The 19,180-nt window shown below is 55.8% G+C and carries 15 protein-coding genes and 1 pseudogene; 14 read left to right on the top strand and 2 right to left on the bottom strand.

The annotated features are described in order from the left end of the window. Positions 1-105: 105 nt before the first annotated feature. Positions 106-312: pseudogene (locus AC5SEO_RS24030) on the top strand (ATP-binding protein); the annotation flags it as partial. A 265-nt stretch (positions 313-577) separates the two neighbouring features. Here the strand turns inward: AC5SEO_RS24030 and AC5SEO_RS24025 are convergent. Further along, positions 578-1,264 carry a recombinase family protein gene (locus tag AC5SEO_RS24025; protein ID WP_111795757.1) on the bottom strand — a complete coding sequence of 229 codons (687 nt, stop codon included), beginning with the start codon at positions 1,262-1,264 and terminating at the stop codon, positions 578-580. A 319-nt stretch (positions 1,265-1,583) separates the two neighbouring features. Beyond that, on the bottom strand, positions 1,584-2,162 hold the full coding sequence (locus AC5SEO_RS24020) for a recombinase family protein (protein ID WP_025590885.1): 579 nt from the start codon (positions 2,160-2,162) through the stop codon (positions 1,584-1,586). Positions 2,163-2,590: 428 nt separating this feature from the next. Between AC5SEO_RS24020 and AC5SEO_RS24015 the strand changes: the two genes are divergently transcribed. From AC5SEO_RS24015 to AC5SEO_RS23955, 13 genes are all read left to right on the top strand, one after another. Beyond that, a complete protein-coding gene (locus AC5SEO_RS24015; protein ID WP_025590886.1) occupies positions 2,591-4,057 on the top strand; it encodes an exopolysaccharide biosynthesis polyprenyl glycosylphosphotransferase in 1,467 nt (488 codons plus the stop codon). Beyond that, positions 4,041-4,577: a transcription termination/antitermination NusG family protein gene (locus AC5SEO_RS24010; RefSeq protein WP_080670334.1), complete on the top strand. Its 537-nt coding sequence runs from the start codon at positions 4,041-4,043 to the stop codon at positions 4,575-4,577. The genes AC5SEO_RS24015 and AC5SEO_RS24010 overlap by 17 nt, the downstream gene beginning before the upstream one ends. Before the next feature lie 111 nt (positions 4,578-4,688). Beyond that, positions 4,689-6,008, top strand: coding sequence for a UDP-glucose dehydrogenase family protein (locus AC5SEO_RS24005; protein WP_025590888.1), 1,320 nt, complete (start codon positions 4,689-4,691; stop codon positions 6,006-6,008). A gap of 91 nt (positions 6,009-6,099) precedes the next feature. Then, complete coding sequence (locus AC5SEO_RS24000) at positions 6,100-7,302, top strand: polysaccharide biosynthesis/export family protein (protein ID WP_029658604.1); 1,203 nt, start codon at positions 6,100-6,102, stop codon at positions 7,300-7,302. 62 nt (positions 7,303-7,364) lie between these two features. After that, positions 7,365-8,048 (top strand): hypothetical protein, encoded by a 684-nt coding sequence (locus AC5SEO_RS23995; RefSeq protein WP_111795640.1) that lies wholly within the window; start codon positions 7,365-7,367, stop codon positions 8,046-8,048. A gap of 202 nt (positions 8,049-8,250) precedes the next feature. Continuing rightward, positions 8,251-10,575 carry an AAA family ATPase gene (locus AC5SEO_RS23990; protein WP_111795641.1) on the top strand — a complete coding sequence of 775 codons (2,325 nt, stop codon included), beginning with the start codon at positions 8,251-8,253 and terminating at the stop codon, positions 10,573-10,575. Further along, the gene (locus AC5SEO_RS23985; protein ID WP_111795642.1) at positions 10,572-11,432 is read left to right on the top strand and encodes a hypothetical protein; all 861 of its coding nucleotides are present in this window, start codon (positions 10,572-10,574) and stop codon (positions 11,430-11,432) included. Before AC5SEO_RS23990 ends, AC5SEO_RS23985 begins: the two co-directional genes overlap by 4 nt. Before the next feature lie 106 nt (positions 11,433-11,538). Beyond that, on the top strand, positions 11,539-12,945 hold the full coding sequence (locus AC5SEO_RS23980) for an O-antigen ligase family protein (RefSeq protein ID WP_162695867.1): 1,407 nt from the start codon (positions 11,539-11,541) through the stop codon (positions 12,943-12,945). Further along, complete coding sequence (locus AC5SEO_RS23975; protein WP_162632424.1) at positions 12,945-13,778, top strand: metallophosphoesterase; 834 nt, start codon at positions 12,945-12,947, stop codon at positions 13,776-13,778. The genes AC5SEO_RS23980 and AC5SEO_RS23975 overlap by 1 nt, the downstream gene beginning before the upstream one ends. A gap of 447 nt (positions 13,779-14,225) precedes the next feature. Continuing rightward, complete coding sequence (locus AC5SEO_RS23970) at positions 14,226-15,653, top strand: mannose-1-phosphate guanylyltransferase/mannose-6-phosphate isomerase (protein WP_025590901.1); 1,428 nt, start codon at positions 14,226-14,228, stop codon at positions 15,651-15,653. A gap of 42 nt (positions 15,654-15,695) precedes the next feature. Beyond that, complete coding sequence (locus AC5SEO_RS23965; RefSeq protein ID WP_111795645.1) at positions 15,696-16,655, top strand: endonuclease/exonuclease/phosphatase family protein; 960 nt, start codon at positions 15,696-15,698, stop codon at positions 16,653-16,655. Between the two features lie 49 nt (positions 16,656-16,704). Continuing rightward, a complete protein-coding gene (locus tag AC5SEO_RS23960; protein WP_111795646.1) occupies positions 16,705-17,898 on the top strand; it encodes a glycosyltransferase in 1,194 nt (397 codons plus the stop codon). Beyond that, positions 17,837-19,180: a lipopolysaccharide biosynthesis protein gene (locus AC5SEO_RS23955; RefSeq protein WP_162632425.1), complete on the top strand. Its 1,344-nt coding sequence runs from the start codon at positions 17,837-17,839 to the stop codon at positions 19,178-19,180. Before AC5SEO_RS23960 ends, AC5SEO_RS23955 begins: the two co-directional genes overlap by 62 nt.

The following is a 19,180-nucleotide window of genomic DNA, read 5'->3' as shown; positions in this document are numbered from 1 at the left end:
AGTATACAATTCATGCGGTTGGAAGATCACCGATAGTGGCACCGTAACGTTAAAGGGCTGCGGCCAAGACTGGCAAGCGCCGTTTCCTCTTACGCAGCTCGCGCCACCAACCTGACCTTCAGCGAATGGGCTAGCGTCTACGGGGATGCCAACATGACCACCGCACTCCTCGACCGGTTCACTCATCATTGTCATATCCTCGAGACCGGCAATGATAGCTCTCGCATCAAAAACGGCTTGGCCTACGAGCCCAAAACGGCGAAGGGAAAACGCAGGAACTTGACCACAACAACCAACATAAACCATATCTAAGGCGGGTCGCTTCTCGGTGGAAATACCGGGTCGGCTCCCAGGGGAAGTCAATAATCGGGCGCGGCCCATTTTCGCTTAGCCTCGGTTTTGCTTCAGAGGACTATGGCTATGCGGTCGATAGGTCCGCCAATCCCGGACCCAGTGTTAGTAGGGAGGATGCGTCGCTCCTCAGCGACGACCCAGTAGTAAGACGATGAAGCCGTCGGCGGCACCGTCATCGGAACGGTGCAGCACGCGGGCGGCAGATTCGTCACTGCGAAACCTATCACGAGTTCACGCTGGTTTCCGGAGCCTGGTCATCGATCGGTGGCTCGGACGGGAGGTACCCGTATCGGTTCTGAGTGGCTAGATCTCCTGGGTGCGAAGGCAAAGGCGGCACACTAGGCTTGGAGACGCGATACGTGCGTTTCAGGTAGCGCTGGAGAGTGCGGATCGATACGCCGTACTGTCCGGCGACTTCTCGCATACAACGGCCCTCGAAATGCACGGCGTGACAGGCGTCACGAACGCGATCCTCGTCCATGGCTTTCGGTCGTCCTATTACGCTTCCCCGGGCCCTTGCTTCCGCCAAGCCCGCCCGCGTCCTCTCCACTATAACTGCTCGCTCGAATTCTGCTAGTGCTGCCATCATATGGAACATTAAACGACCGCCCGGTGAGGTGGTGTCAATGTTTTCCATTACTGAACGGAAATGGACTTGTCGCTTTCCAAGTTGATCAATTAACTGCACAAGTCCAGATAATGAACGACCGAGGCGATCCAAACGCCAAACCACAAGTGTACCGCCTGGCGTTAGACTTTCAAGAGCGGCTTCCAGACCCTCTCGAGCAAAACTGTAGCCTGACCGACCTTGATCTTCGTAGATCCGATTGCACCCGGCGCCTCGAAGCGCTGTAAGCTGGAGATCAAGTTTTTGTTCCTCCGTCGAAACGCGTGCGTACCCAACTATCATAAAATATTTGTCCATCACCATATTAAGCTTGAGGACGAAATCTTACTCTGTTCGCCCACGCAACGGCTTGGTTGCCACGTTCCACGCTCCCTTTTTGTCATTGCTGCATGAAGCGGGGCCAGGTACCGTAATACCGCTGCGGCGGGCACAATTCCGCAAGCCGATTAATATTGGTTGGAGCTGTGTGTTAAAACTTTAGTGGTCGCGTTTATCCCTCTTCCGTTGTACTTTTCTCCTTAAATAACAATCCCAGATCGCGAAAATTCCAAGTTGTTGTGGCGGAAACCTTTGTTTCCTCCCGCTACACAGCAGAGAACCCTCACAATTCCGCAAGTGAGTTAACTGTTAACTTACCCAAGTGCCGGCTAAGCGTTCTTCGGCAGACATTCAACTCTTTCGCAACCTCTGAAGGACATCGGTGCAGCCGCTCGATTGCGTGCTGAGCTCCAACTATCTGATCCATTGTTAGTGCGCTCGGGCGGCCAAGCCGTGCACCCCTGACCTTCGCGGCCGCCATCCCGGCCCGTGTCCGTTCGCTGATAAGCGAGCGCTCGAACTCGGCAAGAGCTGCCATCATATGAAACATTAGCTTGCCGCCTGAAGACGCCGTGTCGATATTTTCGCTGAGCGATCGGAAATGTACGTGACGTTTTCCGAGCTGCTCCAAAAGTCCGACCAATCCGACGAGTGAGCGTCCGAGCCGATCCAGCCGCCAGACTACAAGCATATCACCTGGTACAACCGCGTCCAAGGCTGCTTCCAGGCCAGCGCGCTCGAAATCGGAACCGGATTGCCCGTGATCGCTAAAGACTTGGTCACATCCCATCCTTTCCAGAGCTTGTATTTGAAGGTCGATCTTCTGCTCTCCAGTTGATACACGCGCGTATCCTACGATCATTTGACACTCACTTTCCGGAACAAGACGGGCGACGAGGCGCGAGCGGACAATTTTCTGTCCTGAAAATCCTTTTAACCAGCTGATTCACACGCCGAGGCGCTTGACAAAAAGGGTCCTTTCTGTCGCGCGCCGGCGACGGAGTAGTGCACGTCAAAATTCGTTAATGATTTCAGTTCGTAGTTTCCGTAGAATTGTAAAATAGTACATTCGACGCCATATGGTCAGAATCGACCAATTTTGTCGCGTGTATCTCATGAGACGAGGCCTGCCGAAACCAGCGCCACGCCTCAATTGATGGGTTTCTCTCTTCGGTCTCTGCCTCGGTGCTCCGATGTCTTGGGCGCCGCTGGCATTCCGAGTTATCTAGCGGAAACGATTTCGGGTCAGCTTATCATTCTGCCGCCTTCGGGTTTCTGGGGCATGCATTGATGCGCGGCAACCTGGATGTATCGGACATCAATCTAGCTGCGGGGGAGGCGAGTGAGGCCCCGGCGTCCAGTTCCTTTCCTGTCGTCACGTGGAGGATCACGCGGGATGCTTTGTCGAATGTCTTGATGCTGTCGCACGGCATTGCGATTGTCGGATGCGGTGGACTGACAGATTTGCTTCTGTGGCGAGAGCCGCCGTTTCGCCCCGATTATAGCCAAGTCTCGATCGCCTCTATGGTGTTTTACGTTCTCGTCTCTGTGGGCATCGGGAACTTTCCAGCAGCTTCGGGTACGAAGGTCTCTGTTGGCTATTTGAAGTCAGCGATAGCGTGGCTCGCTGCCGTTCTCCTTCTTGCGTTGGTGATTTTGACGGTTAGGAGTGGCGGTCAATACTCTCGACTTGGCTTAACCGCTTTTGCTCTGGCAGGGCTGGTTGCAGTTACGGCTGTCAATGGGCTTGCATCACGGTTCATAGCGGTGCGCCTTAAAAAGGGCTCCATCGCGTTTGCGCGCGTGCATGTGGTGACCTTACAGACGCACCCGACCCAGTTTGACGTTGTTTGGGTGCCTCCGCCTGGGATCGAAGTCGTCGAGAGACATTTCATTCCTGTATCTTCTCCTGAATTCCTGGAGCAATGCCGTGACGTTCGGGCCATCCTTCAGCGGTCGGTGGCGAAAGGGTGCTGCGATCAGATCCTGCTGGCGGCCTCGTGGCAGGACGCCGGGCGGATCTCATCCCTTCTGCGGGAAATCGGGCCGTTGCCAGCGCCGGTCGTTCTCCTGGCAGATCCAGCGTTTGTTGGACTGAGCCAGCATCGTCGCATCATCTTAGGGGATGATGTCGGCTTCGAACTGCAGTCCGCCCCATTGGGATTGAGTGCGCGGTGGGCCAAGCGTGCGTTAGACGTTGTAGCTGCAACTGCGTTGATCGTTCCTCTTGGCCCGGTGATGCTTCTGGCTATTTTGGCGATATGGCTCGAAACGGGTTCCCCGATCCTTTTTCGCCAGGACAGACGCGGTTTCGGCGGGGTGCCATTCAAGATCCTGAAATTCCGAAGCATGACGGTTACCGAAAATGGCGCCGATATTCCGCAGGCGCAGCGCCAAGACCCACGCATCACACGGGTTGGGCACTTTCTGCGACGCACAAGCATCGATGAGTTACCGCAGCTGTTCAACGTCCTGAACGGCGAGATGTCGCTTGTCGGACCAAGGCCGCATGCGATGGCTCATGACGACTACTATGACCGATTCATCGAGCACTATGCGTTCCGTCATCATGTGAAACCAGGAATCACCGGCTGGGCTCAGGTGAATGGCCTGCGAGGCGCAACAGAGACGTCCGAACTCATGCGGTCTCGTATCGAACATGACCTCTGGTACATCAACCATTGGTCGATCTGGCTAGACGCGAAGATTATTTTCCTCACCGCTTTAAAGGTCTTCCGCGATGACAACGCCTATTGATGTCAATGTGCGGCCGGCCGCCGGAAGAGGCTGGTACGTATTTCGCTCTGTGGCACGCGGGGAGGGGTTGGCTGAGGCTAATCTCACTAAGCAGGGTTTCGTTCATTTCCTGCCAAAGGTCATAGTCACGAAGCGGCATGCCCGTCGGTATATTACCCAAAAGGAATGGTTGTTCCCGCGGTACGGGTTCCTTCTGATGGATCTGTCCCGTGACAGATGGCGAAGCGTCAATGGGACTTACGGTGTCGATCAGTTGGTCATGGGGCTTGATGGTCCTCAACGCGTTCCAACCAGAGTGATCGAAAACCTGCAAGCAGCGACCGGTCCAGACGGTCTGTTCTCTCCCGATGCTGAATTGCTCCCTGGTGTGACAGTGCGAGTGAGGCAGGGCCCCTTAACGGGAACGCTGGGGGTTTTGCAAAACCTGGATGGTCGGGGGCGTGTCGAACTTCTCCTTGATCTCATGAATAGCCAGGTGCGGACCACGGTTGCCCGCGAGTGGATTGAAATCAAAGCATAGGGTCCCGCAGCTGTGGGATTTGTTTGGGAAATAACCCGGTTGGAGCATGGCTTCACCCGGATGGCGGTAGCGTGGAAACCGCCGGAATATCATTCCGAAGGAAGAGAGACGTTGAAGATAGTGGTAATTGGTGCGGGCTATGTCGGTTTGGTCTCCGGGGTCTGTTTCGCCGACTTTGGCCATGACGTTGTTTGTGTAGAAAGTGATGTGTCCAAGATTGAAGCTCTCCTTGCGGGAAGAGTTCCAATCTACGAGCCCGGTCTTGAGGAACTCGTTGCCAATAACAGGCGTGCTGGGCGGCTTTCATTCAGCAATAATCTCTCCGATGCTCTGGACGGTGCAGATGCGGTGTTTATCGCTGTAGGCACGCCATCGCGCCACGGTGATGGGCATGCGGATCTCTCCTATGTCTACGGGGCGGCCAGGGACATAGCTCGATCCGTGAAGCGGTTCACAGTCGTGGTAACGAAATCGACGGTTCCCGTAGGTACCGGTGACGAGGTCGAGCGCATCATCCGCTCGGAAAACCCGGCCGCCGAGGTGGTCGTCGCATCCAATCCTGAATTTTTACGTGAAGGTGCGGCAATCACCGATTTCAAGCGGCCTGATCGCATTGTGGTCGGGACGCAAGACGAGCGTGCCCAAGCTGTCCTTACGGAAATCTACCGGCCCCTCTTCCTCAATAAGTCTCCGATAATATTCACGGACATACGGACCGCAGAACTGATCAAATATGCCTCCAACGCATTTTTGGCCATGAAGATCACTTTCATCAACGAGATCGCCGATCTCTGCGAGCGTGTCGGCGCGAATGTACAGCACGTGGCGCGGGGGATAGGCGCTGATGGACGTATAGGTTCAAAGTTCCTTCATGCTGGCGCCGGTTACGGTGGGTCCTGCTTTCCGAAGGACACGCTGGCACTGGTGAAGACAGCGCAGGACCATGGTAGCCCCATTCGCCTGATCGAGACGACCGTCACCGTCAACGATGAACGTAAACGGGCGATGGCGCGCAAGATCATTCTGGCCTGTGACGGTGACGTGCGGGGTAAAACCATTGCAATTCTTGGGTTAACCTTCAAGCCAAACACTGATGACATGCGCGAGGCGCCGTCTCTGTCGATTATCAAGGCGCTTGAAGAGGCGGGTGCTACGGTACGCGCTTATGATCCCGAGGGTGTCAAGTCAGCGCGCGCAATGCTGCCCAACGTAGTGTTTTGCGACAATGCCTATGAGGCTGCGGAAGGTGCCTGCGGAATTTCACTGGTGACTGAATGGGATCAGTTTCGAGCACTCGACTGGTCGCGGCTTCGCCTGCTGATGTCCGAGCCGGTCTTCATTGATTTGCGCAATGTCTACACGCCGGAAGAAGTCACCAGACACGGCTTTTCATACCATTCCATCGGGCGACCGGTCTCTCCGGGCAATTGACCCTTTCTCATCCAGCTCTGCGACCCACCTCAACGGCACGGACCCTCCCCGGCTTGCCGCTCCCGGGCAACTTAATGATAGGAGCTTTCGCATGAAGCGAAGACAGTTTTGTTATTCGGTCTTATCGCTCGTTGGCGTTTCGAGTTGCTCGTCGCTTCCAGGCAGCGGCCCGGGCGCGCGTGACGTTGCGTCCAAAGCCACGGCATCCTTAAGGGAAACTGCTACGAGCGCGTTCAAATACGTGTCAGTCGACCTTACTCAACAGGTTCTTGCTGTTTTGGGAGATCCTGGTCCGGGCTCTTTTTTGCGAAGTTTTGGCAAGGGACGGAGTGGCCCGCCAGAACTGATGGTCGGCGTCGGAGATACCGTGTCCATCACCATATTTGAATCGCAGTCGGGTGGATTGTTTGTTCCCAATGACGCGGGTTCTCGGCCCGGCAACTATGTGACACTTCCTTCGCAAACCGTAGATCAAAAAGGCTATATTTCCATCCCTTATGCTGGGGCGGTTCTTGCAAAAGGTCGCACGCTGGGTGTGATCCAGGCAGATATCGTCAAGAGGCTGTCGTCACGGGCCATCGAGCCTCAAGTGGTTATCTCGGTGACGAGTCAAGCCTCTAACGAGGTAACCGTGATCGGTCAGGTTGGGTCGCCCGGCAAGCTCAATATCAATTCCGGCGGAGATCGCGTGCTCGATATTCTGTCGCGCGCCGGGGGTATTACCAATGCAGGTTATGAGACGTTTGTGACTCTGCAGCGGCGCGGCACCAAGGCAACGATCTATTTCTTGAACTTGGTGGATGACTCGAAAGAAAATATATATGTAGCGCCAGACGACACGCTCTATGTCTATCAGGAGCAACGGTCGTTCACCGCCTTCGGGGCTTCTGGCAACAGCGGGCAGTTCAAGTTCGAGCAGGAGCATGTATTGCTCTCGGATGCCGTGGGCAAGGCCGGGGGACTTCTCGATTCTCAAGCCGATCCCGGCCAAGTGCTGCTGTATCGACTGGAGCATCGCGCAAACCTCGAAAAGATGAAGGTGAATCTCTCGGCATTTGCTCCAGACGTTCTGGAGGTGCCGACAATCTATCGCGCCAATTTCCGCGATCCCTCTTCATTCTTCGTGGCCAAGAAATTCTTCGTACATGATCGTGACGTGCTTTACGTCACAAACGCCGACCAGGTCGAATTGTTCAAGTTCCTCACACTCATCACCGGCATTGTCGGCGCGGCAGCCTCGACGGCCGCAGACGCCGCTACAACCAGAAATGCGGGCCGGTATCTCAGCCAATGAACTCTAACAGAGAAGTGAGTTCCATAACTTGCCCCCATTGTCAGCTCATGGAGATCTTGGACATGAAACGTCTTTTGCTGTTGTTGGGAATATCTGCATCAGTCCTCACGCAGGCATTCTCTTTCCCTGCCGTTGCACAGAATGCTTCCACGGCGGTAAGTGGCGGGGCCTGCGGCGGATCATATAATCTGCCGGACAAGCTCCCTGGCCAGCAACTTTCGGATTTTAAGTCCAATCCGGAAGCGCTGCTGAAGAGCAATCCGGTCGGTGGGCTGCAATTGAGCGGTAAAGTCAAGGCGCTGACGGAAACGGACCCGTCAGCCGCAGTTGATGCGCTCCTCGAGATCGCACGCTCGGCAAATTCGACGCAAGCAGCCGCCATCGGATCAGGCTTGGGGCAGGCGGCCACGGCAATCATGGCGGTTGACAAGCTGTGCGGTGACGACATTGAGCGCAGGATTGCCAGCTCCGGCTTGAGTGACGTGCTGATTGGCTACAACATGGCGACGACAGAAACATTGATGCTGTCTGCCAGTGGCGCAGATGTTGGTGCTGGTGTCGGAGGGGGAGTTGGTGTTGGAGGGGGAGTTGGTGGCGTCGTGAACGGAAGCAGAGGTGCTCCTTCAGTCGGTGCGACAACAAGTGCGAGCGGCAGCTCAAGTCATACCAACACCGCCGATACGTTCAGTTTTTCGGGCTCGACCATTACCTGCTCGACATCAGTTAGTCCCCGGCGGACATGTTGAGTATCTCCTGTCAAGTTGGGAGCCGTTGAGCCCCCGCTGATACGGTACAAGAAGCATCCGGTCGATAGATATCGGATTCGAGAGTTTGTCAGGGACAGCCTGAAACTGAATCCTGAAAAATCAATGAAAACAAAGCAGTCGAGTGTGTGTCTCGCTTAATCGCTATTTGACAGACATCAGAGTGCTTTCATAAGGATCCGGCATGTCCGATCGCGCAGTAGACAATCGCCTTGAAACTATTCCGCCTAAAGAGAATCCAACAGGAGTACAAACAACAATTGACGTCGTCGGGCTCATAGCTGCTTTACGTCGACAAAAGATGGTCGTTGTCATCGCGACATGTTCAGTCCTCTTGCTCGGCGCGGTCTACTGCGTTTCAGCGGTGCCTCGTTACACGGCTACGAATGAGATTATTATCGATAGCCACAAGAACCTTTCGGACCTGACGGCAAGCCTGGCCGACGCGACGCTAGATACGGCTGCCATTGACAGCCAGGTCGAGGTTATCAAATCGGATAACGTCGCAGCGTTGGTGAGCCAAGAGTTGCAGCTTGATCAGAACGAGTTGTTTTTGAATGGCGGTGGTTTGTTGTCCGCCGTCAGAAGCACATTTTCGCGTATCGTCAACTTCGGGTCATGGTTTGTCTCGCCGTCGGTCAACGAGGAGGAAAGGCGGCAGGCTGTCCGAGAGGCCATCATCGCAAAGCTTGAGAGCAATCTTGAGGTCAAGCGCGTTGCGCGAACCTATATTCTGACCGTCAGCTATACATCGCCCAATCCCAAGTTATCCGTCGATATCGCCAACGCCTACGCGGATGCCTACTTCACGGATCAATTGAATGCCCGCTATGAGCAGGTCAAGCGCGCCAGTGGCTGGCTTCGGGATCGCCTGACCGAACTCAAGTCAAGTTCAATTCAGGCCGATATGGCGATCCAGCAGTTCAAGGCGAAGCACGGGCTGGTGTCTTCAGGTGATGGCAAGTTTATCGGTGACCAACAGGTTACTGAACTGACCTCGCAACTGTCTGCTGCGCATGATCAAACCGCTAATGCTGAAGCCCGCCTGAAGCAGATTACGGATATTATTCAATCGGGTAGAACCGACGTCGCCGTCACGGATCAATTGGGCAGCGCTGTTATCAATGATCTGCGCAGCAAATATCTCAAGGCAGCCAAGACGGCGCAAGAGCTGACCAGCAAACTCGGCCCAACGCACTACCAAGTGGTCAGTCTTCATAAGGATATGGATGAGTACCAGCGGCTAATATTCGTAGAGTTAAAGCGTATCGCGATGACCTATACTTCAGACCTTGAGGTCGCACGGACGCGCGAGAAAACGCTGAACGATTCAATGAACACCCTCGCGGGGGAGCAGACGTCGTCCAACGAGGTCATGGTGCAATTGCGTCAATTGATCCGGGAATCGGACAGCTACCAAAACCTGTATACGACATTCTTGCAGCGCTATCAGGATGCACTTCAGCAGCAATCGTTTCCGACGACAGAGGCGCGAACCATCACCAGCGCCACCCTGCCCAGCAAGCCAAGTTGGCCCAATATACCGTTTGTGATGGTCTGGTCGTGCTTGGTGGGTCTGATGCTTGGCGGTGGTCTGGCGGCATGGCGGGAATATAATGATCAAGGCTTCCGTACGCCCGATCAGGTGCGGGAGAGCACCGGACTTCATTTCATTGGCATGCTTGAGAAACTGCCTAGCAAAAAAAATGAGCCCGAACAGTCAGAGAGCCCTGATGCCCGCCATGTGCTTATACGTGAGCCTATTATGCGGCACGTGCTTGAAATGCCTCTGTCAGGCTTTGCCGAAACGTTGCGGTCAGCGAAGGTCGAGGTCGATCTTCAGATCAATGCGGGGCGGAAAGTCATTGGCATCGTCTCTGTGATGCCCGGCGAAGGCAAGACAACAACGGCGAAGAACCTGGCAAGTCTCATTGCTTTGCAGGGCGCTCGTGTTCTCCTTATCGATGCGGACTTTCGTAATCCCGGAATGACGCGACGCATGGCCCCCCATGTTACGGCCGGGTTGATCGAGGTACTTCGGAGAGAACGGCCACTGGAGGAACTTTTGTTGCGGGAGCCGGAAAGCGGCCTCCTGTTCTTGCCAAGCGTCACGAAGAAACGGATTCTCGACAGTCAGGTTCTCCTTGCCTCAAATGAGATGGAGAAATTGCTCGAGGAAGCCGCTGCCAATTTTGATTATGTGATCGTTGATCTGCCGCCACTGGGACCCGTCATCGATGTCCGCGGGATCAGCCGCTTCTTCAATGCCTTCGTCTTCGTGGTCGAATGGGGCACCACGCCGCGCCGTGTCGTTCGGCGAGTGCTGGAAGAAAACAGGGATATCTACGAAAAAACCGTTGGCCTGATCTTCAACAGTGTCATCAGCGCACGGATGAAGAAATACAATTACGGTGAATCGCGCGGATACTATTACGGAAAGTATGCGTACTATTACACGGATAGCGGAACCGGTAAGGAGAGGGCGGGTGGCAAGAAAACGCGCTTGTGAGACGCTTTCTCTATTTTGTCCTGACGATCGGGGCCAGCAGCCTTCTCTTTCTGACGGCCGGCAACGTGCTGCTGGATATCTTGCCGACCAGTGATGTTCGCCGTCTCGGTCGCGCAGCTGAACTCGCAGCACTCAGTCGTCAGTCGGTTACCCAGCGGGCAGGGCTATTCGATGCCAACAGTTGGATAGACCCCAAGGTTCTGACAGAGGTGGCAGACTCGAAAGAGATGAAAGCCGCAGAGAGCAGCTGTCTGGACGAGGTGTCGCGTGGTGTATTGGCAGTCCGGCTGGACGCGCTCGATCAGGCAATTTGGTCCGAAGCCAGGGATCGGGACATCCAGAGCCTTCTTGTTGCTGCAAATCGGGCTGTGAAACATCGGCTTCAATGCACGCCGACCGATGGCAACGCATGGATGCTTCTTGCCCAAATTATGGTGCAGCAAGGCGGTGACAAGGCGAGCCTCACTCGCTTGCTAGATCTTTCGTATTTTTACGCCCCAGCGGAAAAATGGATCATGATTCCTCGCTTGCGACTGGTGGGAACTTTGGTGGATACAGGGAGGATCACCCTGCCGCCACAGCACGGACTTGACATTGAGCGCGTCATCAGGCTGGGCGAACCTCGCGAGATCGCCTCGCTCTATAGTGAGGCTGGAGAACGATCGCGACAGTTGATGCGAACCGTGATTGACCGGCAACGTCTCGATCGCCGGGTGCGGATCTTGAAGATCATTGATGCGCTCGGGGTTTCCTATCCTGTGCCTTTAAACTGTCGACCGCCAGCTTTGAACGGTCCACCGGGGACGGAGCTTGATCTGAAGCGTCCGGCGGAACTCGTCGTCGCCTGTGCAAGATAGGGTTTACGGAATTCTCAAAGATCCACACAGTCATCCGGCAGGGACGGAGTATCAGGCCAATGCGATGAGGAGAGCGGGGGCATGGCAGCAGCCGTTTTTCACGGGAATGCGTGCCGTCTTTTTTCTCGTCCTTGTCTTCCCGATGCTGACATTCGGTGCGGTGGATTTCGAACCGCTGGCCGTTATCACCATGGTGGTCGCGGTGAGCGCGGCGATCATGTGCTGGCGTCCGTTTCCATATCCGCGTGTGTCCTTCATTGCGGGGGTGGCGCTTGTTTGCCTCGTCGTTCTCGCGTTGACCCAATATGGGCAATCGTTACGGCTCCTCGACAACCCGTGGGAGCATCCCGCCTGGAGTTATATCAGGTCGCTTGTCGGACCGGTCGAGGGGGCCCTGTCCGTGACACCGGAGCAGACCAAAGCTGATATCATCGTATGGTCACCGCTCCTGACTTTTGTCGTGGCGCTTCATCTCTTCAACTGTAGAGGTGAGGCCTTCCTGCTCCTGTCGATATTGTCGTATCTCGTAGCGGCGGTGGCAGCGATCAGTCTTTGCCAGTTCCTGCTTGCCCCTATGACGGTCGGGTTTGAGACGAAAACCGCCTATATCGGCAGTCTTACCGGCTTTTACATCAACAGGAATTCCGCTGGCACCTATTTTGGCATCGGTATCGTTATCAATGCCGGTTTGCTGGGTTTCTACTTGCAGAGTAGTAGCCTCAGGGCCCTTGCCAGCAAGGTCTTGAACCCCGGTCGCCTGACCAATGTGGAAAAAGCGACGTTTTATATGATAGTTGGTCTGCTCATGGACGTATTGGCGCTCGCGGCTACCCAGTCGCGTGGTGCAACGGCGTCGGTCTTCATCGGGCTGATCTGTCTCGTGTGGCTCTTCAATGGAGGGAAGAGGCGCCGTCGCCGTTCCGCTCCGAGATCAATTGCTCGAGGGTGGCGGTTGGCGCTCATCGTCAGTTTGATGTCGACAGCGGCAGTGGTTGTTGCACAAGAAGCGATCTACCGCATGGGGGCTCAATCGGTCGATCAGGCACGGCTGTGCGCATTTTCATCGACGGCGCAGGCGGTGCGAGACAATTGGCCGCTTGGCTCCGGTTTCGGCAGTTTCCCGGATGTGTTCCCCGCCTATCGCTCACCGCAATGTTCCGGTATCGAGGGAGTCTGGGATGCTGCCCATAACTCCTACCTTGAGGGAGCGCTTGGGCTGGGCATCGTTTTCTTGGTCGTTTTAGGGGTCGCGCTGACAGCGCTCGGATGGGCGCTTGTGACAGGCTTGCTCGAGCGGTCCCGCTACCGCTTCGCGCCGGTCATTGCCCTGACAAGCCTTCTCGTTGTCGCCTTGCATTCACTCGTAGATTTCTCCCTGCAAATCCCCGGAAACGCGCTCCTTCTTGCAGCCCTTCTCGCTGGCTGCGTGACGATCTCACTGGGAGAAAGACCATCGTTCGATCCGCTCGCGGACACAGCAGTCCAGCGCAGGCCGGCGGCAGATCAATCCTGATGCGAAAGTTGGTTGATTTCTTCTTGAAGCTCCTGCCTGAGTGGGAAGAGGTGACAATCGCGCGCGCCGCTGCAAGAGTTCCCGATGGTGTGCGTGTGTACGTGATCGGCGATATCCATGGTCGCGCGGACCTGCTTGCGCAAGCCTTTGCCAAAATCGATGCCAATGAGGCCGCACACCCCTTCAAGCGTAATGTCACGGTGCTTCTGGGTGACTATGTTGACCGCGGTTTGCGGTCCCGCGAGGTCATTGATCAGTTGATCGAACGGCAGATGACACGGCGTGTGGTGACGCTGCGTGGCAATCATGATGACAGCATGCTGCGTGCGCTGAACGATATGGACATCGCACTGCGGTGGCTGGCTGCGGGAGGCCGCGAAACACTCCATGCCTACGGTATTACTGTTCCCGTCAATATCGACCGTGATATCGTTCATACCGTGATGGCTCTGGCCGTGAAGCAAATTCCCGCCGAACATAAAAGCTTTCTCGAAAGACTCCGCCTCTACGTAACGATCGGTGACTACGCCTTTGTTCACGCAGGCATCCGACCAGGAATCGCGCTTGAAAACCAATCAGCGGTGGATCTTATGTCGATCCGACAACCCTTTCTCGACTGTGTCCTGCCGCATGATTTCATGATCGTGCATGGGCACACGCCGGTCACTAGCCCGGTTTTCAGGTCGAACCGGATCAATGTCGATACGGGCGCCTATATTACCGGGAATCTCACCTGTCTGGTTTTGGAAGAGGACAGGCAGTTTATTTTAGAACCCCGGAATGAAACTTGCCAAACTGTGCCAGGAAAAATCAGATGCGGCACAGAGAGCTGAGAGCATCGCACGGCTTCTTTATCGCTGGGCGACACGGTGGCTCCCTAAGCCGGTATTGTTACCCGATCACAGGCCCGACGGGCATCACCCGGGTATAAGGCTGAGAAACGTCAGGTTATGGATCGAAGAGATCGCGACAGCGTCAAGTACGCCCCCCACGCGTTTTTTGCGATGTCAGCATTGCGACTGGTCTCTGCGGTATGCCCTGCCTTGCTTCCGGCTTGATCAAAATCACGGTCTTGAGAACGGCGCTCTCCTCGATTGGCTTGCAGGCAGCCTATGTCCCGTTGGTTATTTACTGTGTGCTTTGTTCAGTGAAACGAAGTCAGACGAAGTCGATGCCCAACCGCCTATCTGACGAGGCACCGCCTGCGCCCGCTTCGTCTCAAACAAACGCTGTTCCGTAGCGCCTACGGGCACGCAGAGCTTCAATCAAAAGGATGGAATATGACAAGTAAAATTGTCCCTGTGATCATGGCAGGGGGCAAGGGCACTCGGCTGTGGCCGTTGTCACGTGCCACGGCAGCCAAGCAGTTTTTGGCATTGACTGGCGAAGAGACACTTTTTCAGTCCACTCTCGCGCGCGTGGCCGACAAAACTGTCTATGAGGCACCCTTGGTGGTGACCAATGAAGACTTCAGATTTCTGGTTGCCGAGCAGGCGCGCGCCAGGGATATCGCGCTGTCTGGTATCGTGCTGGAACCTGTGGCGCGAAACACCGCGCCCGCCTTGGCCGCGGCAGCGCGTATTGTCGCGGATAGGTTTGGTGAAGACACCATGCTATTTGTGCTGCCGTCGGACCACGCGATCACGATGGATGACAATTACCAAGCCGCCACCTCTGCCGCTTTGAGGGCGGCCGCGAAGGGAGAGCTGGTGACCTTCGGCATCACGCCGTTAGAGCCGGCAACAGGCTATGGCTATATCGAACTGGGCGGTCAGCTGGAGAACGGCGCCTATGCGGTTGGTCGGTTTGTGGAGAAACCGAATGCCGAGACCGCCCAGGCGCTGATCGATACCGGCAACTACTACTGGAACTCAGGCATGTTCCTGTTTTCGGCAGCCGCAATTATCGCTGAATTGGAGCTTTATTCGCCTGACGTTGTGACGGCTGTGGATCGCGCGGTTGCGGAGGCAACGCTGGACGCTGATTTTATTCGTCTTGATCGGGATGCATTTGCGCAAGCACCTTCGATTTCGATCGACTACGGGGTGATGGAAAAGACCGCCAATGCCGCCGTTGTCCCATCCGCCATCCAATGGTCGGATCTGGGAAGTTGGGATGCGGTCTGGAAAATCGGAGAAGTGGACGGCGACGGTAACGTGGTGCACGGCAATGTCACTGTACGTGATACCACAAACTCGCTGGTAATTTCCCGCAATGCCCATATGGCCGTGCAGGGCATGGATGGCGTGGCCGTGATCGCCTCGGAGGATGCGGTTTTGATCGGGCGTCTGGACAATGCGCAGGATGTGGGCAATCTGGTGAAGTTACTGGCCGCCGACCGGAAAACGGCAAGCCTGACCGAAACACATCCAACATCGCTGCGTCCCTGGGGTGGGTATACGTCGATCCTTAACGGTGATCGCTTCCAAGTGAAGCGATTGTTCGTTCATCCCGCCAAGAAGTTGTCCTTGCAAAAGCACCATCATCGGGCGGAGCATTGGATCTGCGTGAAGGGAACCGCGGAGGTCACCATCGGCGATCAGGTCACCATCTTGCACGAAAACCAGTCCGTCTACATCCCGCAGGGAGCCGTGCACCGGCTTGGCAATCCTGGTAAAATTCTGCTGGAAATGATCGAGATCCAGACTGGGTCTTATCTGGGCGAGGATGACATTGTCCGTCTTGTCGATGAATTCGGCAGGACCTGATCGGGGAGCTGAGAAGCAGCCCGATACTGGACGCAAAACCTCATGAGAAACATACTCTTTCACATTTGCGCGACCCTGCTGGGTCTGGCGCTGGCTTTCTTCGCCCTGCGATATACCACTGACCTGTGGGCGCCGGCTGTCGTTTTCTCCCTCCAGCTGCATGCCGGTGTCGCAATGATGCTGTTGGCGCTGTTTTGTCTGGCTCTGCGACCCGGTGCAGTCTCGATGGCTATGTTGTGCGCAACCATGTTGGTTGTTTGCCATGCTGTTCTGATGATTTGGAATTCGCTGCCGCCAACATTTTCGGCCGGGACCACCAGCACGCAAAGCCTGCGTGTGCTGTCCTTTAACGTCCTGGGCGAAAATCTTGAAAACGGTGGTGCGATCGCCGACTACATCCTGCAATCGGGCGCAGACATCGCCTATGTCATGGAAGCTGCCCCGGTTGGCTTACATCTCGATCGCCTGTCAAAAACCTTCCCGTATCGCATCGGCTGCGGAGACCATACGAGCACATGCGATCTGCTGTTGTTGTCAAAGTATCCGCTGGAGATGGTTTATGTCGGCAATCTCAGTGATTTGCGCAAGGATCGATTTGCAACGGCCCGAATTCATCTGGGCAGCGTCACGCTGTCTCTGGCCGCAGCGCATCTGAGCAAACCTTATTTTGACAAATACCATACAAATGAGCTGGCGGGACTTGGTGAAGCCCTCAGTAAGATCGACGGTCCTTTGGTGCTCGCGGGTGATTTCAACGCGGCAACCATAGCCCCCGACATGCAAGGCCTTTTGAAGCGCGCTGGATTGACGACGGCTGGCTTGGAGCCAGCGACGTGGCCGATCGGCGCAGGAATTCTGGGCGTTCCCATCGACCATATTTTCATTCGTATGCCAGTGATGGCGCAAAAATTGTCCCGCATCCCGTCGAGTTTTGGTTCCAACCATCATGGGTTGATCGCAGACCTCACCGTTCCGAACGGTGGCCTCTTGCCCGGACTCTGATCGGCTCTGCCCCTTCATTCAACAAGACCTTTTGGAAGGCGTTCTCACCATGAAGAATGGGAACTTAAAGGCACCCCCGCTGCCGGTGGTGATCCTCTCTACGGCTGATATTGATGCGCCGATCTGGACCAATAAACAGCATATAGCGGCGCGCCTCGTGGCCGAGCGTGAGGTCCATTATATTGAATCCCTTGGTCTGCGGGCACCGAGATTGAGCATCAAGGATCTGCGCCGGATCTTGGCGCGGATTTCGACAATCCTTTTGAAAAGACACAATCCTCGAAACATCAACGCATCTGGCAAGCGCCGTGAAGGCGTCGAGGCTTTACATAGACATCTGCCCATGGTTATCCCATTTCACGCCTGCGCGCCGGTGCGAGCGTTCAATCGGTGGATGATCAAGCGCCGTATCCAGCCGCGCTTGCCGGAGCGCTATGCGCTTTGGAGCTTCTCACCCCTGACCTATGGGCTGGAGGAACGAGCGGAGATGGTCGTGTATCATTCGGTCGACCTGTTGCACACGATTGACGGTATCCCGCGCAAAGCGTTGCTTCAAGCCGAGCGTCGGCTAATTACGCGGGCTGACGTGCTGGTTGCATCAAGTACAGGTGTCGCAAACCATCTGCGGGCCCTCCATGCAAACCCGATGGTGTGGGAAAATGTTGCCGACATCGATCTGTTTCAGGGGCTGCGCGCACCGGCATCGGATCGTGAGCGGCGCGCTATTTTCGTCGGCAACCTCACACCCAGCAAAATCGACTTCGCAATATTTGAGGCCATCATCGCCAAGGGGGTACGGCTTGCGCTGGCAGGACCGTTCAGCATTGATGGCACGAAACGCGACCCTGCGCTTGGCCGGCTGCTGGCCTCGCCACATGTTACCTATCTTGGCACGCTGAATCAGCAGGAAATGGCGGCAGAAATTGGCAAGAGCTGGGTCGGGATCATCCCCTATCACCTCAACCAATACACAACGGGCGTGTTTCCAATGAAGGTCTACGAGTATCTGGCTGCTGGTTTGCCGGTTGTCGCAACGGCATTACCAAGTATATCGGGCCGTGCGATCCCCGGGGTCACGATCGCCTCACCACAAGATTTTGCCGAGGTCGTTGCTCGCGCCTGCGCAGGCGAATACGCTTCCCCGCCGGGTGATTTCAGCAAAAACAGTTGGGATGCGCGCCTTGAACAGATCCGGACATTACTCGATTCCGGCCAACAACAGCCCGTGGAAGCTGCGCTTTAGGATGCCGATGCGCTATGTTCGCGACGCGCTACCGCTTATGCGCAGTCTCATTGCTTATGCGGCGATGCCGGCAGCCGGGATAATCACGGCCCCGATCCTGGCGCACGCCCTGGGCGCCACCGGGCGAGGGCAGTTAGCGGGTATTCTTCAGCCCATGACCCTGGCCGCTGCCGTGGCAGCGCTCGGTGTACCTTCTGCCGTTACTTATTTCATCGGCCGGCAGTCTCCGCCGGGCAAGGTCATTCGGCTGGCGGTGATCATAGCACTGATCATGACTTTTCTCGTGGGTTTGGCGTTGTTCTGGTACTCTGCGAGAATTGCCGAGCAACTCGATATAAGCCGTACTTTCTTGCTGCTGATTTGGGCGGCGTTCTTGCCGAGTGCCTTTATCGCCATACGACGTGGGCACATTCAGGGGTTGCGGCGATATGGTGCGCTTGATCTCGAGCGGATGCTGGGGTCAGGTTTGCGCGTGGGCGCCATCGTCCTGCTCTGGATAATCGGCGTGAAATCCGTGATCGCATTTGCCGCCATCTATATGATTGCCGGACTCAGCGCATCGGCGGTGCTTCGGCTTCCGGGGAATGCGAATGCCGCAAACACATTGAGACGCCAAGGCGGCAACATAATCCCGGAATTTACAAGCGCGTCTTTTTTCTCATACGCGATACTGTCCGCCTTCGGGACGATTGCGGCCACAGTGTCAGCCCGCCTCGATCAGGCGATCATGCCTGCAATTGTCGCGACCAATGACCTAGGATACTATTCTGTTGCCGTCACCGTTGCAGAGGTGCCTGGAATTATTACGGCAGTGCTTACGCGCAACGTACTGGCCGAAGTGGCTGGCGGCATCCACAGACAATCGGTGCTTCGCTCAATACTGCTCGGTGGATTTGCGCAGGTGGCCCTGACGATCGTAATCCTCGTAAGCCTTCCCTATGCCGTTCCTATTGTGTTCGGTGGGGATTTTGCGCCTGCTTTGGCATTAATCCGGATTTTGCTGCTTGGTACCTTCATCGGTTACTGGGCCAATGTCGTCGCCGCGTATCTCGGTGGACTGGGCAGGCCCGGCTACAATTCTTTGGGGCAGGCGGCCGCCGCGTTCACGACGATCATTCTGTTTTGGGCTGCCTGGCAGCGAATGGACGCCGCGACAGCTGCATGGATCAGCGTCTGGTCGCAGGCCGCTGCACTCGCGACGACGCTTGTTCTGGTTACTCGGCTAAGTCCGCGCGGACAAAGCCGGAATGTTTCAAACCCAAATGCGGAAGACGCAAACTAA

This window comes from Agrobacterium sp. K11, from assembly GCF_059429395.1.
Note: the sequence above shows the minus strand (reverse complement) of the source record. Positions and strands in the feature narration are given on the sequence as shown.